Consider the following 18,815-nt stretch of genomic DNA (forward strand, 5'->3'; position numbering starts at 1 on the left):
CGCGAGAGCCGGGATTGGCTCTCGCGCCGCCATCCTTCGGGCCTGAACAAGGTCTTGGCATCCATGGGGTTCAATAAGGATTGCTCCGGCATCCTGGCTATCCTGTCGCGCGCGGCTCATTAACCACCGGGAAAATATCCGGTGGGGTACGCGATCGCATAATGGGTGTATACTTGTATGGCGGTGCGGGCATTATATGATCCGTGCCTTAACCTGTGCCGACTTCGAGAGGATCGACACTTGCAGCATGCCACGCCTGCCGCCCCCGCAGTGCGCGAAACATTGGAGCGACTGCTTGCCAGCGAAACGTTCGGAAGATCCGAACGGGCACGCAAGCTGTTGCGTTATCTTGTCGAGCGCGAACAGGCAGGCGAAGCCGACAGGCTCAAGGGCTTTTCCATCGCCATGGATGTCTTCGGCAAGGACGGCGATTTCGATCCTTCGACCGATGCGGTGGTGCGGGTTCAGGCCGGCCGGCTGCGCGACTTGCTGCAGCAATATTTCGCCAATGAAGGTGTTGCCGAGCCTGTCCGCATAGCCATTCCGCGCGGCGGCTATGTCCCGGCCTACGAGCTCAATGCGATCCGCTTGCCTGAGACGGCCGAACTCGCCATCCAGACGGGAGCGGCGGCGGCTCCATCGGCGCAACGCGGCACTGCCGAGAGTGCCATTGCGGCCCCTGCCTTACTGGCACCGATGGTTGCGCCAGCGCCGTCGGTGGCACGTCACCTCAGATTCTTCTGGATGGCGATCGCCGTCGTCATCGCCATGCTTGGTGTTCTGATCCTGCGTCAGGGCAGCGGTGCGCTGCTGGCAGGCGGCGACCTTGCGGCCACGCTCGAGACCGCAGGCCTCACCGGCAGCATCGAGCCGTCTCCCGCCAGCGAGGCCTTGCCGCTCGTCTACATCGCCGTCAAGGCCAGTGGCACGGATGCCAGCCGTGTCGCCGCATCGCTGCGCGCCGGCCTGAGCGGTTTCGATACGATCGACTTCATCGGTCGCGACGCGGTCGCCACGACCGATCCGGCCACCAATGCCACAAGCTTCATCTTCGATATTCTGCCTGGGCCGGATACGGGCGAAATCACGATTGAACTGCAGAGCGTGGCGACCGGACGGGTGCTTTTGTCGCGCAACCTGACCGCCGCCGACAGCGCACCGACCGCTGTCGAGAACCGTATAGCCGGCATCTTGACGTCCGCTCTTCCCGCTTCCGGCACGATCTACAGCTATCTCGAACAGAGCGGTATTCAGACCGTCCTCACGCAATGCCTGACGCTCAACGACAAATATTATCTCGACCAGAACGCCAGGACCCACGAGGCCGCCTATCGCTGCCTCGAAACCCTCGCCGAACGCGGCACCAAGTCACCGCTGGTCTATTCGGAACTCGCCTCGCTGCACCTGGAGGCCGTGAACGACCACTACGCCTATCCGCCGGATGCCACGATCGAGAAGGCGATGACATTTGCCCATCGCGCCGTGCAGATGGGACCGACCAGTCCTTATGCGCATCGCTCCTACGGCTACATCAATTCGCGTCTTGGCAACGCTGACGAGGCGCTGCGCTGGATGCGCAAGGCCTATGACCTCAATCCCTACGATCTCGCCATGGCCGCAGCTTACGGCTATGGGTTGATTTTCGCTGGCAGGTATGCCGAGGGGACGCCGATCCTGGCCCAGGCGGTGGACGCCTCCAGCGGTCATCCGACATGGTGGGATTTCGGACTTTTCGCCGGCGAACTCATGCTTGGCGACACGAACAAGGCCGCCATCGCCAGTTCCTCTTTGAGAACAACCGCAACCAAATCGCACTATCTTGCAGCCCGGCTGATCGGTGCCAAGATCGCCGGCCAGGACAATCTGGCGCGCAAGCTGCTCGACGAGTTGACCGCCAAATTTCCGAAATTCACCGCCGATCCGCGCGCGACCTTCATCGACCGGAAATATCCGCCCGATCTGACCGAGCGGCTGGTTGGGGCCCTGCGCGCGGCGGGCCTCGGCAACGCGAGCTGACGTCTCACCAACGGGTTGTTTGGACCAACCGAATTGTTGGCTCCCTAAAGTAGGTGGCAAACCCCCGATACGACGGATTTGTCGGCTTTGTCAGGCGACTTCGCAAGGTCGAGAGAGCGCAACCGCCAGTCGTCGCGAAAATTTTACTGGCCATCGTGCTGGACAAGGAGCAATCCAGCCGCATTCCCATCTTCCCGTCCCGTAATCTTCCCGTCCCGTAATAAGCTTTCACATTTCAATGATCGCATCGCTTCACGCCACCGAACAGGGTGCTGGCTCGAAGGCCATCGCCCTGCTGCATGGTTTTGGCGGCTGCCACGGTGTCTGGCACGAAGTGATCCCGTCGCTGTCGCCTGCGGTGCGCACACTCGCTTATGACTTGCCGGGGCACGGGCTGTCGCTCGATTTCCCCGGCGCCGGCCCGGCCAAGGTGGCGGCAAGGGCCGTCCTGACCGATCTCGCCGCGCGATCGGTGAAGCGCGTTCATCTGGTGGGCCACTCGATGGGCGGCGCGGTGGCGACGCTGATGGCACTGGCCGAACCCGAGAGGGTGGCCTCGCTGACACTTCTGGCGCCGGGCGGCTTCGGCCCCGAGATCAATGGCCCGCTGTTGCGCCGCTTTGCCGCCGCAAGGGACCCCTCCGACATCCGGGCGTGCCTAAGCGCGATGTCGGGACCGCTGACGCGCCCCGTCGACCGCACCGTGGATACCATTCGCGACATGCGCGGGCGACCCGGCCAGGTGGAGCAACTCATCGAGATTGCTGCCGCCATGACCAGCGACGACCGGCAGGGCGTCATCCCGCACGACCGGTTGGACACACTGGCCATGCCGGTGATGGTGGTATGGGGGAGCAATGACCCGATGCTACCCGTTACCCAAATGGATGGTCTGCCCGCGCGATTTCACGTGCACCACGTGCTGGAGGCTGGCCATATGCTGATCGAGGAGGCGCCCGATCTGGTCGCCACGATCATCCAGCGCAACATGAACCGCCGCGCCAGGCCCTTGCGCCCGAAACTCGCCGCGACCGGCTGAGACGTCCCGCGCGGCACCGAGCGGGCGCCCTTGCCGTCTTGATCTCGCGAGTGCATTTTGCCTTCGGCTGTGTTAACTGCCTGTTAACCAAACCCGCGAGGCCACGCCGATGAAGGACGCAGGCGAGAAGATCGATCCGTCAAAGAAACTGTCCGATGCCATCCGTGATGTGAAGAATGCCTTCGCTGACCGCGACGATGTCGTCGTCGACATGCGTGAGGCGCACCGCATGCGCCTGGACCTGTTGGCCGCGGACCTCGCGCCCATCTTCGCCGACGTTCCAGCCGACATGGACAATTTCGACTTTGTCGTCTCCTCGGGGCTGCAGCCGCGCCTGTGGATCGACGCCGTCAGCCATGTCGCGATGGGACGCGACCGTCGCACCTACCGCTTCCTCAAGGATACACGCATTGGCCGGGTCGTGCTTGCCGAGTCGACCGAGATGAAGCTGGTCGCCGATTCCGTGACGCGTTATGTGGCCGAGCGCATCGTCGAGCGCCAGAGGATGATGGAAGGTGGCGTCGAGCCGGCGGTCGCCGGCATGAAACGCGCCGAGGTCGCGGAAGCCGAGCCACCGCTGCGAGCATCGACGCAAGGCAAGGGCTGGTCGGCCTTCCTGTCGGGGCTTGGGCTGGTCGCCGCCGGCGCGCTGGTTGGTCTGGCGGTGTCGGCCGCGCTGCTGTGGGACCGCATCTCGGCCATGGTTCTCAACTGGCGGCCATAGCCTCGCCGGGCTCGACCCCGAGTTCCAGGCTCTGCAGATCGGAAGGCGGTATTGACGGTCCGGTCAGACCCCGCCGCGTCAGGTGGATACGCCAGTTACCCTTTTCGCCGTCGATGTCGAACAGATTGTACTGTGCTGCCGGGTGATTGCCGCCCGGCGCCTGGCCGGCGGCGGCGACCCCGACGACCGGGATCTTTGCACCGCGAAGCCCAATCTGGAACAGCGACGGCAGATGCGAATGGCCGTGCAGCACAAGCTCCGCGCCATGGCGGCGGACGATTTTGTGGAAGCGGGCGATGCCGAACAGCCGCTTGTGCTGGGAGACAGCGCCCCGCAGGGGCGGATGATGGATCATGATCGCGCGGAATAGCCCTTGCTTCGCCGTGCTCTCGAGTATCTTGCCGAGCCGAGCCGCCTGCCCCTCCATGAAAAAACCATTGGCCATGAAGGGCGCCGTGGCGCGCGCCGTCGAAACCCCGATCAGCGCGATATTGCCGCGCACGCGCAGATACGGGAAGGCATTGCGGTCGACCGGCGTGTTGACACCGTCTCCGCTCATCCACGCCGCCCACGACCGGCAGACCTTGTCGAAGGCGCCGGGCACATAGGCATCATGGTTTCCCGGCACCACCGAAACGTCATGCGGTGGCCCCAACGTCTCCAGCCAGTGTTTGGCCATCTCGATCTCACCGTCGAGGGCCAGGTTGACGAGGTCGCCGGTGACGGCGAGATGGTCCGGATTTTGCGCCTTGATATCGGCGACGATGGAGTCGATGACGGCGTCGTGCATGTGGCGGCGGCGGTTGCGCTGCCAGTTGACATAACCGAGCACGCGCTTGGAGGCGAGATCGCGATAGGATACATCGGGCAGCGGCCCCAGATGGACATCGGAAATATGCGCGAGCCTGAACATCCCTCCTTCATAGGCGACGTGCGCGCCCCTTTCCACCCACGGTTTCGCTACTGATGGCGAGCGACGAGGAGGCTCCGTTCCGCCAGACCGGCTGGGCGGGTTTGAGGGCCCGGCTGTTCCATCTCTATTTCGTGCTGCGGCGGCCGATGACGCTCGGTGTGCGCGGCCTGATCCACGATGCCGCCACCAATTCCGTCTTCCTCATCCGCCATACCTATGTGCCCGGTTGGCAGCTTCCCGGCGGCGGCGTCGAGGTCGGCGAGACGATGGCCGAAGCGCTGGCGCGCGAACTTTACGAGGAAGGCAACATCCAGATCACGGACGCGCCGATTCTCAAATCGATGCATTTCAACCGCCGTGCCAGCCGGCGCGACCATGTCGGCTTCTACCTCGTCGAGCATTTCAGCCGCACCGCACCGAAACTGCCAGACCATGAAATCGCCGAGGCCGGCTTTTTCCCGCTCGATCGCCTGCCGGAGGGCACGACGCCGGCAACGCTGCGGCGGATCGCCGAAATTTTCGCCAACGTGCCAGCATCGCCCTATTGGTAGTCAGGCAGCAGCCCTTCCGAACCGCGCCCGATCATGCGGCGCGCCATAGTCGAGCGTCGGCCCGACCGGCACGATCCGGGTCGGGTTGATGGTATCGTGGCTGCCGTAATAATGCGCCTTGATGTGGCGCAGGTTCACGGTCCCGGCGACGCCAGGCACGCTATAGAGGTCGCGCAGATAGTTCGACAGGTTCGAATAGTCGGCGATGCGGCGCAGGTTGCACTTGAAGTGTCCGACATAGACCGGGTCAAAGCGCACCAGGGTGGTGAACAGCCGCCAGTCGGCCTCGGTGATGCGATCACCCACTAGGTAGCGCTGCCTGGAAAGGCGATGTTCCAGAGTATCGAGCGCCGAAAACAGCGCGCCGAACGCCTCCTCATAGGCCGCTTGCGTGGTGGCGAAACCGGCTCGATAGACGCCATTGTTGACGGCGGGATAGACCAGCCCGTTGATCGCGTCGATCTCGCCGCGCAAGGCCTCGGGGTAGAAGTCGAAGCTGGCGTCGCCCCATTCGTCGAAGGCCGAATTGAGCATCCGGATGATCTCGGAGGATTCGTTGGAGACGATCGTCTGTTCCTTCTTGTCCCACAGCACCGGCACCGTCACCCGGCCTGAATAGGCAGGATCGGCCTTGGTGTAGATCTGGTGCAGGAAGTCGAGACCATAGAGCGTGTCGCCGGTGGCGCCGTCCTCGGCGAGAAACGTCCAACCGTCCGCGCCCATGAAATGGTGAACCACCGAGACGGAAATGATGCCTTCCAGCCTCTTCAGCGTGCGAAAAATCAGCGTCCGGTGCGCCCAGGGACAGGCGAGTGAGATGTAAAGGTGATAGCGGCCGGGCTCCGCCTTGAAGCCGCGACTGCGGCCTTCGGCGGGTTTGCCGTCGTGCGTGATCCAGTCGCGCCATTGCGACTGCGCCCGCACGAACTTGCCGCCACTGTTCTTCGTGTCGTACCAGCGATCCTGCCATTTGCCGTCGACGAGCAATCCCATGAATTGTCCTTTCGGGTTTCCCGTCATGTAGGGCGCGATGCGGCAAGGCGGAAAGCATCCAGGGCTGAACAGATCGTCAATCGGTAGTGCCAGCGAACGGGTCGATTGCGGCGGCGCAAAATTGATGCTAGCGGACACTCCGCATGTTCGACTTTGCTTTGATCCGGTTTGACCGACGACGAAAGGGCGCCCGCGCTTGATGAAGCGCTGACTGGCGAATGCTGCCGTTTGCAGCAATCTTTCCTCCTCTACCGGAACGCAAAGACCATGAGCCTTGCCGACGTGAAATACCTGCCGGAAACTCCGGCGCATGACCCTCAAATCGAAGCCATTAACGACGAGGCCTTCGGCCCCGGCCGTTTCGTGCTGGCCGCCTACAAGATCCGCGAGGCCGGCGGCCACGAGCGCGCCCTGTCCTTTGTCGCGGTCGACGGCGACCTCGTCGTCGCCTCGGTGCGCATGACCCGCATAGCGGCGGGGGCCGGCCGGGCGCTGATGCTTGGGCCACTCGCGGTACGGCCGGCCTTCAAGAACCTCGGCATCGGCCGCCGGCTGGTAGCGATCGCGCTGGAGGCGGCCGCCAAGGCTGGCGCGCCGGCCGTCATCCTGGTTGGCGACGAACCTTATTACGGGCCGCTCGGCTTCAAGCGCATCCCCCGTGGTCAGATTTCGATGCCTAGGCCTGTCGACCTCGACCGCCTTTTGTCGCACGAGATCACGCCCGGCGCGGTTGCCAGGCTTTCCGGCGAGGTCGGTCACGCCAGCCAGGCCAGGGCCGCCGAGCACGTCTAGGCGATGGCTTGACCCGGCCCTTCAATCCGGGCCTGATCCGTCCCTGTTTGATAGCAAGCCCATTCTCACGGGAAGGATGACGCCATGAATCCCAGCGGCCAGATAGCAATCGTGACCGGCGGCGGCTCCGGCCTTGGCGAGGCAACCGCTCGTGCGCTTGCCGCCAAGGGAGCCAACGTTGCCATCTTCGATGTCGGCATCGAGCGCGCGGCCAAGGTCGCGGCCGAGATCGGCGGCATCGCCGTCCAGTGCGACGTCGCGAGTGCCGACAGTGCCGTCGCCGCCCTGGCCGAGGCTGCCGCCAAGCTGGGCGAGCCGCGCATCCTGGTCAATTGCGCCGGCATCGCCATCGGCGTGAAGACGATCGGCAAGGATGGACCGCATCCGCTCGACCAGTACCGCAGGGTGATCGAGGTCAATCTGATCGGCACGTTCAACATGATCCGCCTGGTCGCCGACCGCGCCGCGAAACTCGAGCCGCTGCGGGGCGGCGAGCGCGGCGTCATCGTCAACACCGCTTCGGTCGCCGCCTATGACGGCCAGATCGGCCAGGCGGCCTATTCGGCTTCGAAGGGCGGTGTCGTCGGCATGACGCTGCCGGTGGCGCGCGATCTCGCCCGATCCGGCATTCGGGTCTGCACCATCGCGCCCGGCATCTTCAAGACGCCGATGATGGCCGGCATGCCGCAGGAGGTGCAGGATTCGCTGGGCGCCGCCGTGCCTTTCCCGTCGCGCCTCGGCGAACCATCCGAATATGCCGCGCTTGCCCTGCACATCGTCGAAAACCAGATGCTGAACGGCGAGACCATCCGCCTCGACGGCGCCATCCGCATGGCGCCGAAGTAAGGCGTGTCGCCCCAAGCCGCGAAGCGGTTTGCGCGGGCACCTCCCCTTGCCAAGTCCGGCATCATCGGCTGACAAGTGGAATAGGAAATCAACTTGGCAGGGCGAGAAACCTTGGACGATCGAAAGAAGGATGTCATCCGCGAGACCGACGCCGAGGCGATCCGCCTGGCGAAAACGCTTCTGCGCAGTGCCCGTTTCGGCGCCCTGGCGGTGCTGGAACCGGGGACCGGGGCGCCGCTGGCGAGCCGGGTCGGCGTCGCCACCGACATTGACGGCGCACCGCTCATCCTGGTGTCGATGCTCGCGGCGCACACGTCGGCCCTGCTTGCCGATCCCCGCTGTTCCCTTCTGCTCGGGGAGCCCGGCAAAGGCGATCCGCTGGCGCATCCGCGGCTGACGCTGGCCTGCCAGGCCTCGCGGCTGGAGCGCGGCTCGCAGGCCCAAGCTCGCGCCGCGCGCCGCTATCTCAACCGCAATCCCAAGGCGAGCCTCTATGCCGGGCTCGGCGACTTCTCAATCTTTCGCCTCGAGCCGCAGCGCGCCAGTCTCAACGGCGGCTTCGGCAAGGCCTATCTGCTCGACCGGGCCGATCTGGTCACCGCCGGGCCGATTGTCGAAGAGCTCGCGGCGAGCGAACAGTCAGCCGTCGAGCACATGAATGCGGACCATCTCGACGCGATCGCCAACTACGCCCATCATTTTGCCAAGGCGCCAGGTGCTGGCTGGAGCATCGCCGGGCTGGACGCCGATGGCATGGATCTGGTGTCCGGGGACGATGTTTGCCGGGTATTCTTCCCACAACCACTGGCAAATTCGCAGGAATTGCGTCCCGTTTTGGTTGAAATGGCGAGGGCCGCCAGGGCGGCATCCTAGGCGCAAAGCGAGATTAAATTGCATTTGATCAAAAGCAACGCTTGAGATTTGAAAGAAATGTTCTAGGCTTTAGGTGTGGTGCTGACTCGTCGGCACCTTCACACGTGAATTTATGGATTCAGGCGCCATTGCCCCCATGGCGCCTCGATGAGCAAACAGCATGGGGCATCAATGGTCTCGACAAAGCTAATCGCCAACGCCGAATCAGCTGCCGAATTTCTGATGCTGATGGGCAACGAAAAACGGCTGTTGATCATGAGCTATCTGATCGACGGCGAAATGTCGGTCGGCGCCATCGCCGAAAAGGTGATGCTTAGCCAATCCGCCCTCTCGCAGCATTTGGCCAAGTTGCGGGCGCTGGACCTCGTGGACACCCGCCGCGATCGCCAGATGATCTACTATTCCTGCAAATCCGATGCCGTGCGCGAACTGCTCGCCATGCTGGAAGGCATTTTCGGCGGCGGCAAGGAGGATCTGTCCCAAATGGCGCAGAGGTTGCGCCGCGCCGGGACTTGACCGGACGCTGCCGCGGTCGTTTACCTCGCTGACGATTTCCGGAGCGCGGTTGGTGTGTCTTTCCCGGCGCACGGACCGCGCTTTCGATTGTTGAGCGGGACATGGACCCAATTCGCATCGACGATCCACGCGATCCGCGCGTCGCAGCCTATCTCGATATTCGCGAGCGCGATCTGGCGGGCCGGCAAGGCCGCTTCGTCGCCGAGGGCAAAGTGGTGCTCGACCTGCTTTTGTCGTCGAGCCGCTTCACCGCCGAATCCATCCTGATCCTGGAAAACCGGCTTGGCGGCCTGGAGGAGGTGCTGCGCAAGGCGCAGGCGGACCTGCCGGTCTACGTCGTCGCCAGCGGGGTGATGGACGCGATTGCCGGATTCCACATGCACCGCGGCATCCTGGCCATCGGCCGCAAGGAGACGCCGCATCCGGCCGGGTCATTGCTGGATGCCTTGCCCGCTCAAGCCCTGATCGTCGTGCCTGTCGGCATCGCCAACCACGACAATATGGGTTCGATCTTCCGCAACGCCGCCGCTTTCGGCGCCAATGCGGTGCTGATGGACGGGACATGCTGTGATCCGCTGTACCGCAAGGCGATCCGGGTTTCGGTCGGCGCCGCGCTCAATATCCCTTTTGCGTCCTTCACCGACACCGCGGGCTTCACCGCGGAGCTCGACCGCCGGGGCTATGACCAGTTCGCATTGTCACCGCGCGGCCGGATCGACATACGCGATGCACGGCGCGGCGAGCGGCTGGCACTCTATCTCGGCACCGAGGGCGAAGGCCTGCCCGAAAGCCTGCTTGCCCGCCTGCAAACCGTGCGGATCACCATGTCGAAGGGCTTCGACAGCTTGAACGTCGCTGCCGCCTCGGCCATTGCCCTGCATCATTTCTCGCGCTGACGATCATGTGAGCCAGGACACGGCGAAAGCGTCAGCCTGCACGGCGTCAGTTGGCTTCTGCTTTCTGCAAGGCGCGCACGCGATCGGCGAGGCTGCGGTCGTTGCCGGCAGAGCGATTGTCCTGCGGCGCGGCGAGCGCCTTGGCGATTGGTGAATCGGGGCCTTCGAGCTTGGCCGTCAGGTGGACCACCTCCGCCGCCAGCTCATTCATCTGCTCGCGCAGCGCGGCACCATTGCCGTTCGTCAAACCCGACGATGCCGCGGCGCCGAGATCCGCCTTGAGGCGCTTGTTCTCGCGCGCCAGCGCCGTCAGCCTGGCCTCCAGCCGTTCGCGGTCGCCGTCAAGCTTGGCAATCGCCCGGTCCAAATCGTCGCGCTTGCCGGCCTCCTCGTGCCGGGCCGGCTCATCTGGCTTGCCGACCAGCCGCAGGGCCGGTGCGCCGTCCTCGGTTTTCGATTTTTCCCGCAACCGCGCCAATTCCTTTTCCCGCCGATCAAGCTTGTCCTCACGGTCGGCGAGCGTTGCGAGCAGCCGCTGGACCTTCTTGTCGAGTTCAGCGGCCCTTTTCTTCTCGGCCTTCAGGGCATCGCGCGCGGCCTTGCTTTCGGCCACGATCTCCTGGCTGCGCCGATCCGCTTCCTTGCGCTGGCCGCGCAGCAGCACGATATCGCTGGCAAGCTTCTGCAATTCGGATTCGCGGGCCACGAGTTCGATCTGGCGGCTGCTGGAGGCAAAACTGGCGTCGTCATACATGTGCTCCAGCTTCTCGAGATCGAGCGCCCGCCTTTCCAGCTTTCGTTCGGTTTCCTTGAGCCGCTCCGAAAGCTGATGCAGTTCCTCTTCGCGCTGTCGAAGCGCTTCGTTCTTGGCGCCGAGTTCGGCGAGCGCGTGGTCCTTGTCCGTGCGCTCGACCGCCAGCGCCTTCAGCGCCTCGCGGCCGCGATTGATCTCGACGAGTTGTTCGGCCGCCTTCTCGCGCAGCGTCTTGACGTTGATTTCGAGGCGCCGCGTCGTCATGGCGTATTCGGCCCGGATCCGGTCCTTGTCGGCCTGGATCTCGGCTTGCGTCAGCGGAATGGAGGCCTCGATGCGCCTGCGGGTCAGTGCGACGGCACGCCGCCAGACGGCGGGAGCCACCATCAGCGCCAGAAAGCCGGCACAGAGAAAGCCGAGGGCAAAGAACAGGACCGACTGAACCAAAGGACTACCCGTTATCGACGACAACTTGGAAGGCTGGACCGTGCCATCTTGGCATGGCGGAAATCCGGCACCGCGGCAAGGGCTTGCCGCGGCCCATTCGGGTCGTCGGTTGAGGAATCCGGTCGAACCGTCCGTGATTCGCTCATATCGGCCGGATCAGAACGGATTCCAGGTCGCCCGCTCGGTCAGTTTCAGGTAGCCCAGATTGACGCCGAGCCGGGCGCCGACGCCGGTACGGATCGGCACCAGCAGCACATTGTTGTTCTTCAGCACGTTGAAGCCGACACCCGCCACCACATAGGCCGAACCGGCGACGCCGCCATAGCGATTGTAGAGGTTGCCGACATCGTCGAGATTGTAGACCAGCATCATCACGCGTGACCCCTCGCCGCCGAAATCCCAGCCCAGCGACGGGCCTTGCCAGAACACTTTGTGATCGCCGGCATTCTTGGTGTAGAGCGTGCCTTCGCCATAGGTCAGGCCGCCGATCAGCGCACCGGATCCCTCCTCCCCAAGCAGGTAGCCATTGGGCAGACCGTAGGAGGCGAAAATCTTCTCCACGACGGTGGCCAACCCGCCCGACGTCGCGCCGAAGAACTTGTGGCCGGAATCGACAATCTCCTGAGCGGTGTACTCCTGCGCCCGCAGGGGCGATGTCGAGAAGACGAGAACGCCCATGAGCGCGATCGCCATTGAGAGGACACGGAGAAAACTCCGGTCATAGATTCGGGAAAACATGCTTCCAATCTCCGTCATGAAGCACTTTCGCCGACGCCTCGCATCCGTACGGCTCTTTAGGCGGCCGTTAAGGATGACTGTTAGGGGCAAACTATGCCGTAATCCTTTTTCAACCATTAAACTCCCACATGAAGATGGCGGTTCGAAGGCTCTTGGCCGCTCGAGGGGACACGCAGCCTGCGTGAACGCGCCATATGCCATGACGACAATTTTGGATTTGTTGCTGCACGCACGAGCGCTGTGTATTCAGAAAGCCTTGGGTTGAAGCGTGATTCGTGCGGGCAGGCGCGAGGATCGATCGCTCGGCCGTCAAATGGAAGATTTTGCAGGGATTTCGCCGATGGCCGATCTGTTCACCCTTACCGCTCCCGACCTGGCGGCACTTTTATGCAGCCGCGTCTGCCACGACATCATCTCGCCGGTCGGCGCGATCAACAACGGGCTTGAACTGCTCGACGAGGGCGGCGCCGACGAAGACGCCATGCGGCTCATCCGCCAGAGTGCAAAAAACGCTTCGGCGCGTTTGCAGTTCGCCCGCATCGCCTTTGGCGCGGCCGGCTCTGCGGGCATGATGATCGACACCGGAGATGCCGAGGCCGTCGCCATCGCCTTCCTCAAGAACGAAAAGCCGGAATTGGTCTGGAATGGAACCCGCGCGCTGCTGCCCAAGAACAAGGTCAAGCTGCTGCTCAACCTGCTGCTGGTCGCCAACGCCGCCATTCCGCGCGGCGGCAAGCTGGTCGTGACGCTCGAGAATCTCGAAACCGAGCCGCGTTTTTCGCTTTCGGCAAGCGGGCCGATGCTGCGTGTGCCGCCGAAATTCCTCGAACTGCATTCCGGCCACAAGCCGGAAGAGCCGATCGACGCGCATTCGGTGCAACCTTATTACACGCTGCTGTTGGCCCGCGAGGCCAACATGACGATTTCGATCCACGCGACGCCTGAAGAAATCGTTCTTTCAGTGGCCTGAAAGTCGGCGCCGGCGGCGCGACCAAACAAAGTATTTCAATCTGAAATATTTCATTGACGCCGCAATCGCGGCGCGATGATCTTTGCCCGCTCGTCGACACCGAAGCATCCACAAGGAAAAACCCGCCGAACGGTATCTTTGCAAAAATTTTACCTAACGGCTTTTCGGCTTCTTTACCAGATCAGTCTAGGCTGCACCGTAGATGCCCCGCACGACCGGATCGCCCAAGGGCAAAGAGGACGCGGAAATGAAACGCTGCATGTTCGTCGACGATTCAAGCGTCATCAGGAAGGTTGCAAAACGCATCCTGGGCGGTTCCGACATGATGGTCATCGAGGCGGCCAGCGGGCTTGACGCACTGGAGATGTGCGCCGCCGACATGCCCGACATCATCGTCATCGACGGCGCCTTGCCGGATATGCAGGCGGTCGACCTCATCCGGCGCGTGCGCGCCATGGAAAGCCCGATCCGGCCGCAGATCCTGATCTCGCTGGTCGAACTCGATATCGCGTCGATCATGCGAGCCAAGCGCGCCGGCGCCCAGGGCTATCTGTTGAAGCCCTTCAATCGCCCGCAACTGCTCGAACGTTTTCGCGCCTTGAAAATCGCTGCCTGAACGGAAGCCGTTCCAGGCAAACCGCGCGGTGGTCTGTCGTGTCGCACAAAAACAAATAATTGCTCCACAATGCAAAAAACCCGGCCAAGCCGGGTTTTTTAGAAGTGCGCTGCCGACTGCGCTCAGGCGCTGACGCGGATATCTTCCGGTTCGCGCAGCACATAGCCGCGGCCCCAGACAGTCTCGATGTAGTTCTGGCCCCCGGACGCGGCGTCGAGCTTCTTGCGCAGCTTGCAGATGAAGACGTCGATGATCTTCAATTCCGGCTCGTCCATGCCGCCATAGAGGTGGTTGAGGAACATTTCCTTGGTGAGCGTGGTGCCCTTGCGCAGCGAGAGCAGCTCCAGCATCTGGTATTCCTTGCCGGTGAGGTGCACGCGCTGGCCGCCGACTTCGACGGTCTTGGCGTCGAGGTTGACCACCAGGTCACCGGTGGTGATGACCGACTGGGCGTGTCCCTTCGAGCGGCGCACGATGGCGTGGATGCGCGCCACCAGCTCGTCCTTGTGGAACGGCTTGGTCATGTAGTCGTCGGCGCCGAAGCCGAGGCCGCGTACCTTGTCCTCGATGCCGGCCATGCCGGAGAGGATGAGGATGGGCGTCTTTACCTTGGAGAGGCGAAGCGTTCTCAAGACCTCGTAGCCGGACATGTCCGGCAGGTTGAGATCGAGAAGGATGATGTCGTAGTCGTAGAGCTTGCCCAGATCGACACCCTCTTCGCCGAGGTCTGTCGTATAGACGTTGAAACTTTCCGATTTCAGCATCAGCTCGATGCTTTGTGCGGTTGCACTGTCATCTTCTATCAGCAGAACACGCATTTCATTCCCCTTTTCTGCCGCCGGACCATTTCACGACCGTCCTGTCCCGGAGCAGTGGTTGCCTTGTGCAGAGGCTGCCATCGAATGGTTAACAAAACCTAATTTCCCGTCCAATACGGTATCAGATTTTTTAACCTCTTTCTACACCCTCTTGAATCTAATGACGAATCACAGACCAAAATTCCTAATGCAACACATTAATAACCCGGACTAAGTGACTCCAGGGCCTCATCGACGCGGCTTCGCTTCGGCGGCCGGAATTTTTACCCGGCCTTAAGCCCTGACCCGTATGATTAACAATGCCCGTAAACGAATGGTTACCGTCGGCAAAAAACTTTAGGGTTTTGTTTCCCATAGTGCGGGGAAAGCCGGTGGATACGGGCAGCGCTTGGACCTTTCCAGGTGGTTTGGACGATATGTGCGGGTGTGCGTTTCCGGGAGTACCGAATCATGAAGTCACGTGAAAACCTCGTTCGGCTGAAGCAATTTCAGGTGAATGAGAAGCGGCGCCAGCTGCTGCAGCTCGACACGATGATCGCCGAGTTCGAGCGCATGGCCGTCGAATTGGAGCTTCAGATCACCGCCGAGGAAAAGAAAGCCGGCATCACAGATATCAATCATTTCGCCTATCCGACCTTCGCCAAGGCGGCGCGCCTGCGCCGCGACAATCTCAGGAACTCGCAAGGCGACCTCGCCCAGCAGCGAAGCGCCGCCGAATCATTACTCGGCGAAGCTGAAGCGGAGCTTTCCAAGGCTGAGATGCTGGAATCGCGCGATACCAAGGTTCGCGAGACCGAAACTGGCGGCCGCAGCGCCATGATCGGCTGAGTCGGCCGACATCGGCGCTATTTGGCGCACAAGCGCGCGCCCTGTCAGGCGACAGCTCGAACCGGCAACAGCAAGCTGCCGCGGAAGCGCTGCTGGCACGCAAGACCTACGCCGCCCAATCCTCCTTTTTGGCGCTGGCCCTCGCCCGGGCATCCCCAATATCAGGCGCAGCTGCTCCGCCCGTGATCTGATCTGGGCAAGCAGTCCGGCCAGGTTATGGCCGAGTTCGGTCAGTTCATGTTCGACGCGTGGCAAGCGCGCCATTGCGCAGCCAGCCTTTGCGCAGCGCGCCTACGCCAGTTCGCGCAATATCAGGGTCGAGCGCATGTCGGTGGTGCCCGACCGCGAGGGCCTGCTCGCGCTCGCCGGGTTGATCGACGCGCAAAAGCCTGCCGTCCATGTGGCCAGGACTTTTCCACTCGACCAGGCGGGAGCCGCCGACGCCTTTCTCGCAACCAAGCCGATCGGCAAGGTAGCGCTGACGGTCTGAGCGGCGACACTGAAAGCAAAGGGCGCGGCATGCCGCGCCCTTGCTTGTGGTGAGACCGGCCTAGTGCCGGTATTGCTGGATACGCGTGGTGCGCAACCCGGCAAGGCCATATTCGTCGATCGACGCTTGCCAGGACAGGAATTCCTCCGTGGTCAGCTTGTAGCGCTGGCATGCCTCTTCAAGGCTCAAAAGCCCGCCGCGCACTGCTGCAACCACCTCCGCCTTGCGCCGGATAACCCAGCGACGCGTGTTCGTCGGCGGCAGATCGGCAATCGTGAGAGGGCTGCCGTCAGGCCCGATAACATATTTGACTCTAGGTCTAACCAGATCGGTCATCGTACTCTCTACAAAAAACTCAAAGACCCAATCCCCGCCACGTTACCGCCACAGCTTTAAAAATTGCCTAAGCAGACCCTAATGACTAGGTAAGGATCGTGAACGCCGCGTTAGTCTTTTAGCGGGCATTTGAAATATACGGTCGGAAGCCCCGTTTTAGCCGGGAGAAATGTGCCCGTTCGCAGCGTCCGCCACGCCGAGGTCGTCCTGCAAGCTGGCGCCGCATGAAAGCTTGACCTATATTCTCGACATTGGCATTGAGCCGCCGCGAAATGAAAGCACCATGAACAGTCTCGACCTCCCCAGACGCCCCGAAGAGACCCGCGTCGTCGTCGCCATGTCGGGCGGCGTCGATTCATCAGTGGTCGCCGGCTTGTTGAAGCGCGAGGGCTACGATGTCGTCGGCGTCACCTTGCAACTCTATGATCATGGTGCGGCAACGCATCGGGCCGGCTCATGCTGCGCCGGCCAGGACATCGACGATGCCCGTCGCGTTTCCGAGACGCTAGGTATTCCCCATTATGTGCTCGATTACGAGGAGCGGTTCCGCAAGGCGGTCATCGATCCCTTCGCCGAGAGCTACGTCGCCGGCGAAACCCCCATTCCTTGCGTTTCCTGCAACCAGACGGTCAAGTTCGCCGATCTCCTGGCCACGGCCAAGGATCTCGGCGCCGACGCGCTGGCCACCGGCCACTACATCCGCTCCGGCGCCAATGGCGCCCACCGGGCGCTTTACCGGCCGGTCGATGCCGACCGCGACCAGAGCTACTTCCTGTTCGCCACCACGCAGGCGCAGATCGACTACCTGCGCTTTCCGCTCGGCGGCCTGTCGAAGCCCCAGGTTCGCGCCATCGCCGAGGAGATGGGGCTGACGGTGGCCGCCAAGCAGGACAGCCAGGACATCTGCTTCGTGCCGCAAGGCAAATATTCCGACATCATCGCCAAGCTGAAGCCGACTGCCGCCAACCCAGGCGACATCGTTCATATCGACGGCCGCGTGCTCGGTCGCCACGAGGGCATTCTGCGCTACACGATCGGCCAGCGCCGTGGCATCGGCATCGCGTCCGGCGAGCCGCTCTATGTCGTCCATCTCGACGCCGAGCGCGCCCGTGTCGTGGTCGGCCCGCGCGAGGCGCTGGAGACGCACAAGATCTATCTGCGCAACATGAACTGGCTGGGAGACGGAGGCCTCGCCGATGTGCCCGCCGGCGGCATCGAGCTGTTCGCCAAGGTGCGCTCGACCAGGCCGCCACGGCCGGCCGTGCTGCGTCACGAGGCAGGTGTAGCCTCGGTCGAACTGGCCGACGGTGAATCCGGCATCGCGCCTGGACAGGCCTGCGTGCTCTATTCCGACGACGGCAACGAGGCCCGTGTCTTCGGCGGCGGCTTCATCGTGCGCTCCGAGCGCGGCGCCGAAGCCGAAGCGATGCTGAGCCGGCTGGCCGCGAAGCCGGCGCAAGTTCCCGCCGAGTAGCTCTCCCCTGCCCATCGTACCAGGAGTGCGGCGTAGCCTTCCCTCAGGCCGTGGATTTGGTGTGGGTGACGGTGCCGGCCGTCAGGATGCGCAGCACCCTGATCGCTTCCTCGCCGCTGGTGCGCGGTTCGGCGCGCGTTTCGATGCAGTGGATGAAGTGCTCCAGTTCGCGCGTCAGCGGCATGCCCTGGGCAACCGCGACATAGGACGGCTCATTGGTGGTGAATGCCCACTGGCCGCTGTCCTGCCACACGGCGTGGCGGTAGACCGCAAGCTTGCGCTCCCATGGCTCGACATCGTCGAACACCGCCATCGCCTTGGTTCCGACCACGGTCAGCCGCCGCTCGCGATAGGGGTTGAGCCGCGATGTGAAAAGATGGCTGCGCAGTCCGTTGGGAAAGCGCATGTGCAGATGCGCGAAATCGCTGAGATTGTCGAGGAGTGCCGCTCCCTCGCCGCGCACCTCGATCGGCTCGGTGCCGGTGATGGCCAGGATCATCGACAGATCGTGCGGCGCCAGGTCCCATAGCGCATCGTTCTCGGTATGGAACTTGCCGAGCCCCAGCCGGTGCGAATGGATGTAGCGGACCTCGCCGAGCTCGCCCTTGTCGATCAGCCCTTTCAACGTCTCGAAGGCGGGATGGAAACGCAGGACATGGCCGACCATGAACACGCGGCTATTGTCCTTGGCCGCCTGCACCGAGCGCTCGGCATCGGCCACCGTCAGCGCGATCGGCTTTTCCACCAGCACGTCCTTGCCGTTCTCGACGGCGCGCACGGCAAGATCGGCATGGAACTGCGGCGGCAAGGCCATGATGATGGCGTCGATGTCATCGCGGACGAACAGTTGGTCCGGCTCGATCGCCAGGCAGTCCTGTTCGCTGGCGAAACCTTCGGCGCGAGCCCGATTGGTGTCGGAAACCGCGTGCAATGCGCCGAGCGCCTTGAGGGTGCGGATGTGGTTGGAGCCCCAGTATCCGCAACCGAGGACTGCAATGCGCGGCTTCATCTGTTTCAAACTCTAAAAACTCGTGGCCGAGACATAGCGACGTGCCCCGTCGAACTCAACCCCGGCGGCACCAACCAGCTGTTCGTGCGGCAAAGCTTTTCCCCATCGAGAATAGCCCTGATATCGAATGCATCGAAGCTTGACAGGCTCGCCCTCCCAACCTTATATCCGCGCGA

At 62.9% G+C, this 18,815-nt stretch carries 21 protein-coding genes; 14 read left to right on the forward strand and 7 right to left on the reverse strand.

Translation table 11 applies throughout. The features are described from left to right. Nucleotides 1–240: 240 nt before the first annotated feature. From LB524_RS22000 to LB524_RS22010, 3 genes are all read left to right on the forward strand, one after another. Nucleotides 241–2,016, forward strand: coding sequence for a tetratricopeptide repeat protein (locus LB524_RS22000; RefSeq protein WP_224530097.1), 1,776 nt, complete (start codon nucleotides 241–243; stop codon nucleotides 2,014–2,016). A 238-nt stretch (nucleotides 2,017–2,254) separates the two neighbouring features. Further along, nucleotides 2,255–3,055, forward strand: coding sequence for an alpha/beta fold hydrolase (locus tag LB524_RS22005; protein ID WP_015316008.1), 801 nt, complete (start codon nucleotides 2,255–2,257; stop codon nucleotides 3,053–3,055). Between the two features lie 109 nt (nucleotides 3,056–3,164). Then, entirely contained in the window at nucleotides 3,165–3,779 is a 615-nt protein-coding gene (locus tag LB524_RS22010; protein ID WP_015316007.1) for a hypothetical protein, read from the forward strand. Here the strand turns inward: LB524_RS22010 and LB524_RS22015 are convergent. Continuing rightward, nucleotides 3,763–4,692 (reverse strand): metallophosphoesterase family protein, encoded by a 930-nt coding sequence (locus LB524_RS22015; protein ID WP_015316006.1) that lies wholly within the window; start codon nucleotides 4,690–4,692, stop codon nucleotides 3,763–3,765. The genes LB524_RS22010 and LB524_RS22015 overlap by 17 nt on opposite strands. Before the next feature lie 53 nt (nucleotides 4,693–4,745). Here LB524_RS22015 and LB524_RS22020 point away from each other — a divergent pair, with 53 nt between their 5' ends. After that, on the forward strand, nucleotides 4,746–5,243 hold the full coding sequence (locus tag LB524_RS22020) for an NUDIX domain-containing protein (RefSeq protein ID WP_015316005.1): 498 nt from the start codon (nucleotides 4,746–4,748) through the stop codon (nucleotides 5,241–5,243). Here the strand turns inward: LB524_RS22020 and LB524_RS22025 are convergent, their stop codons facing one another. Further along, a complete protein-coding gene (locus LB524_RS22025; RefSeq protein ID WP_015316004.1) occupies nucleotides 5,244–6,236 on the reverse strand; it encodes a glutathione S-transferase family protein in 993 nt (330 codons plus the stop codon). A 267-nt stretch (nucleotides 6,237–6,503) separates the two neighbouring features. Between LB524_RS22025 and LB524_RS22030 the strand changes: the two genes are divergently transcribed. From LB524_RS22030 to LB524_RS22050, 5 genes are all read left to right on the forward strand, one after another. Then, nucleotides 6,504–7,028, forward strand: coding sequence for a GNAT family N-acetyltransferase (locus tag LB524_RS22030; RefSeq protein ID WP_015316003.1), 525 nt, complete (start codon nucleotides 6,504–6,506; stop codon nucleotides 7,026–7,028). 84 nt (nucleotides 7,029–7,112) lie between these two features. Then, entirely contained in the window at nucleotides 7,113–7,874 is a 762-nt protein-coding gene (locus tag LB524_RS22035) for a 3-hydroxyacyl-CoA dehydrogenase (RefSeq protein WP_015316002.1), read from the forward strand. A gap of 111 nt (nucleotides 7,875–7,985) precedes the next feature. Next, complete coding sequence (locus LB524_RS22040) at nucleotides 7,986–8,747, forward strand: HugZ family protein (protein WP_224530098.1); 762 nt, start codon at nucleotides 7,986–7,988, stop codon at nucleotides 8,745–8,747. Between the two features lie 171 nt (nucleotides 8,748–8,918). Further along, nucleotides 8,919–9,263, forward strand: coding sequence for an ArsR/SmtB family transcription factor (locus tag LB524_RS22045; protein ID WP_015316000.1), 345 nt, complete (start codon nucleotides 8,919–8,921; stop codon nucleotides 9,261–9,263). Nucleotides 9,264–9,364: 101 nt separating this feature from the next. Next, on the forward strand, nucleotides 9,365–10,159 hold the full coding sequence (locus LB524_RS22050; RefSeq protein WP_224530099.1) for a TrmH family RNA methyltransferase: 795 nt from the start codon (nucleotides 9,365–9,367) through the stop codon (nucleotides 10,157–10,159). Between the two features lie 46 nt (nucleotides 10,160–10,205). On the opposite strand, the gene LB524_RS22055 is transcribed toward LB524_RS22050, so the two are convergent. Both LB524_RS22055 and LB524_RS22060 read right to left on the reverse strand, forming a co-directional pair. Continuing rightward, nucleotides 10,206–11,360, reverse strand: coding sequence for a hypothetical protein (locus tag LB524_RS22055; protein ID WP_141906214.1), 1,155 nt, complete (start codon nucleotides 11,358–11,360; stop codon nucleotides 10,206–10,208). A 156-nt stretch (nucleotides 11,361–11,516) separates the two neighbouring features. Further along, a complete protein-coding gene (locus LB524_RS22060) occupies nucleotides 11,517–12,053 on the reverse strand; it encodes a DUF1134 domain-containing protein (RefSeq protein ID WP_224530344.1) in 537 nt (178 codons plus the stop codon). 385 nt (nucleotides 12,054–12,438) lie between these two features. Between LB524_RS22060 and chpT the strand changes: the two genes are divergently transcribed. Both chpT and LB524_RS22070 read left to right on the forward strand, forming a co-directional pair. Continuing rightward, complete coding sequence (gene chpT / locus LB524_RS22065; protein WP_015315996.1) at nucleotides 12,439–13,068, forward strand: histidine phosphotransferase ChpT; 630 nt, start codon at nucleotides 12,439–12,441, stop codon at nucleotides 13,066–13,068. 247 nt (nucleotides 13,069–13,315) lie between these two features. Then, nucleotides 13,316–13,684: a PleD family two-component system response regulator gene (locus LB524_RS22070; protein WP_015315995.1), complete on the forward strand. Its 369-nt coding sequence runs from the start codon at nucleotides 13,316–13,318 to the stop codon at nucleotides 13,682–13,684. 122 nt (nucleotides 13,685–13,806) lie between these two features. Here the strand turns inward: LB524_RS22070 and ctrA are convergent, their stop codons facing one another. After that, nucleotides 13,807–14,502, reverse strand: coding sequence for a response regulator transcription factor CtrA (gene ctrA, locus LB524_RS22075; protein WP_006203583.1), 696 nt, complete (start codon nucleotides 14,500–14,502; stop codon nucleotides 13,807–13,809). A gap of 450 nt (nucleotides 14,503–14,952) precedes the next feature. Here ctrA and LB524_RS22080 point away from each other — a divergent pair, with 450 nt between their 5' ends. Both LB524_RS22080 and LB524_RS22085 read left to right on the forward strand, forming a co-directional pair. Further along, entirely contained in the window at nucleotides 14,953–15,330 is a 378-nt protein-coding gene (locus tag LB524_RS22080) for a flagellar export protein FliJ (RefSeq protein ID WP_015315994.1), read from the forward strand. Nucleotides 15,331–15,655: 325 nt separating this feature from the next. Then, complete coding sequence (locus LB524_RS22085; RefSeq protein ID WP_224530100.1) at nucleotides 15,656–15,820, forward strand: hypothetical protein; 165 nt, start codon at nucleotides 15,656–15,658, stop codon at nucleotides 15,818–15,820. Nucleotides 15,821–15,880: 60 nt separating this feature from the next. Here LB524_RS22085 and LB524_RS22090 read toward each other — a convergent pair whose 3' ends face one another. Then, nucleotides 15,881–16,156, reverse strand: a complete 276-nt coding sequence (locus tag LB524_RS22090) for a DUF1153 domain-containing protein (protein WP_006203587.1) — start codon at nucleotides 16,154–16,156, stop codon at nucleotides 15,881–15,883. 283 nt (nucleotides 16,157–16,439) lie between these two features. Between LB524_RS22090 and mnmA the strand changes: the two genes are divergently transcribed. Further along, complete coding sequence (mnmA, locus tag LB524_RS22095; RefSeq protein WP_140713547.1) at nucleotides 16,440–17,630, forward strand: tRNA 2-thiouridine(34) synthase MnmA; 1,191 nt, start codon at nucleotides 16,440–16,442, stop codon at nucleotides 17,628–17,630. Between the two features lie 43 nt (nucleotides 17,631–17,673). Here mnmA and LB524_RS22100 read toward each other — a convergent pair whose 3' ends face one another. Further along, nucleotides 17,674–18,639, reverse strand: a complete 966-nt coding sequence (locus LB524_RS22100) for a Gfo/Idh/MocA family protein (protein ID WP_015315992.1) — start codon at nucleotides 18,637–18,639, stop codon at nucleotides 17,674–17,676. Nucleotides 18,640–18,815 lie beyond the last annotated feature (176 nt).

It is taken from the genome of Mesorhizobium sp. ESP6-5 (assembly GCF_020164695.1).
GTDB lineage: Bacteria > Pseudomonadota > Alphaproteobacteria > Rhizobiales > Rhizobiaceae > Mesorhizobium > Mesorhizobium australicum.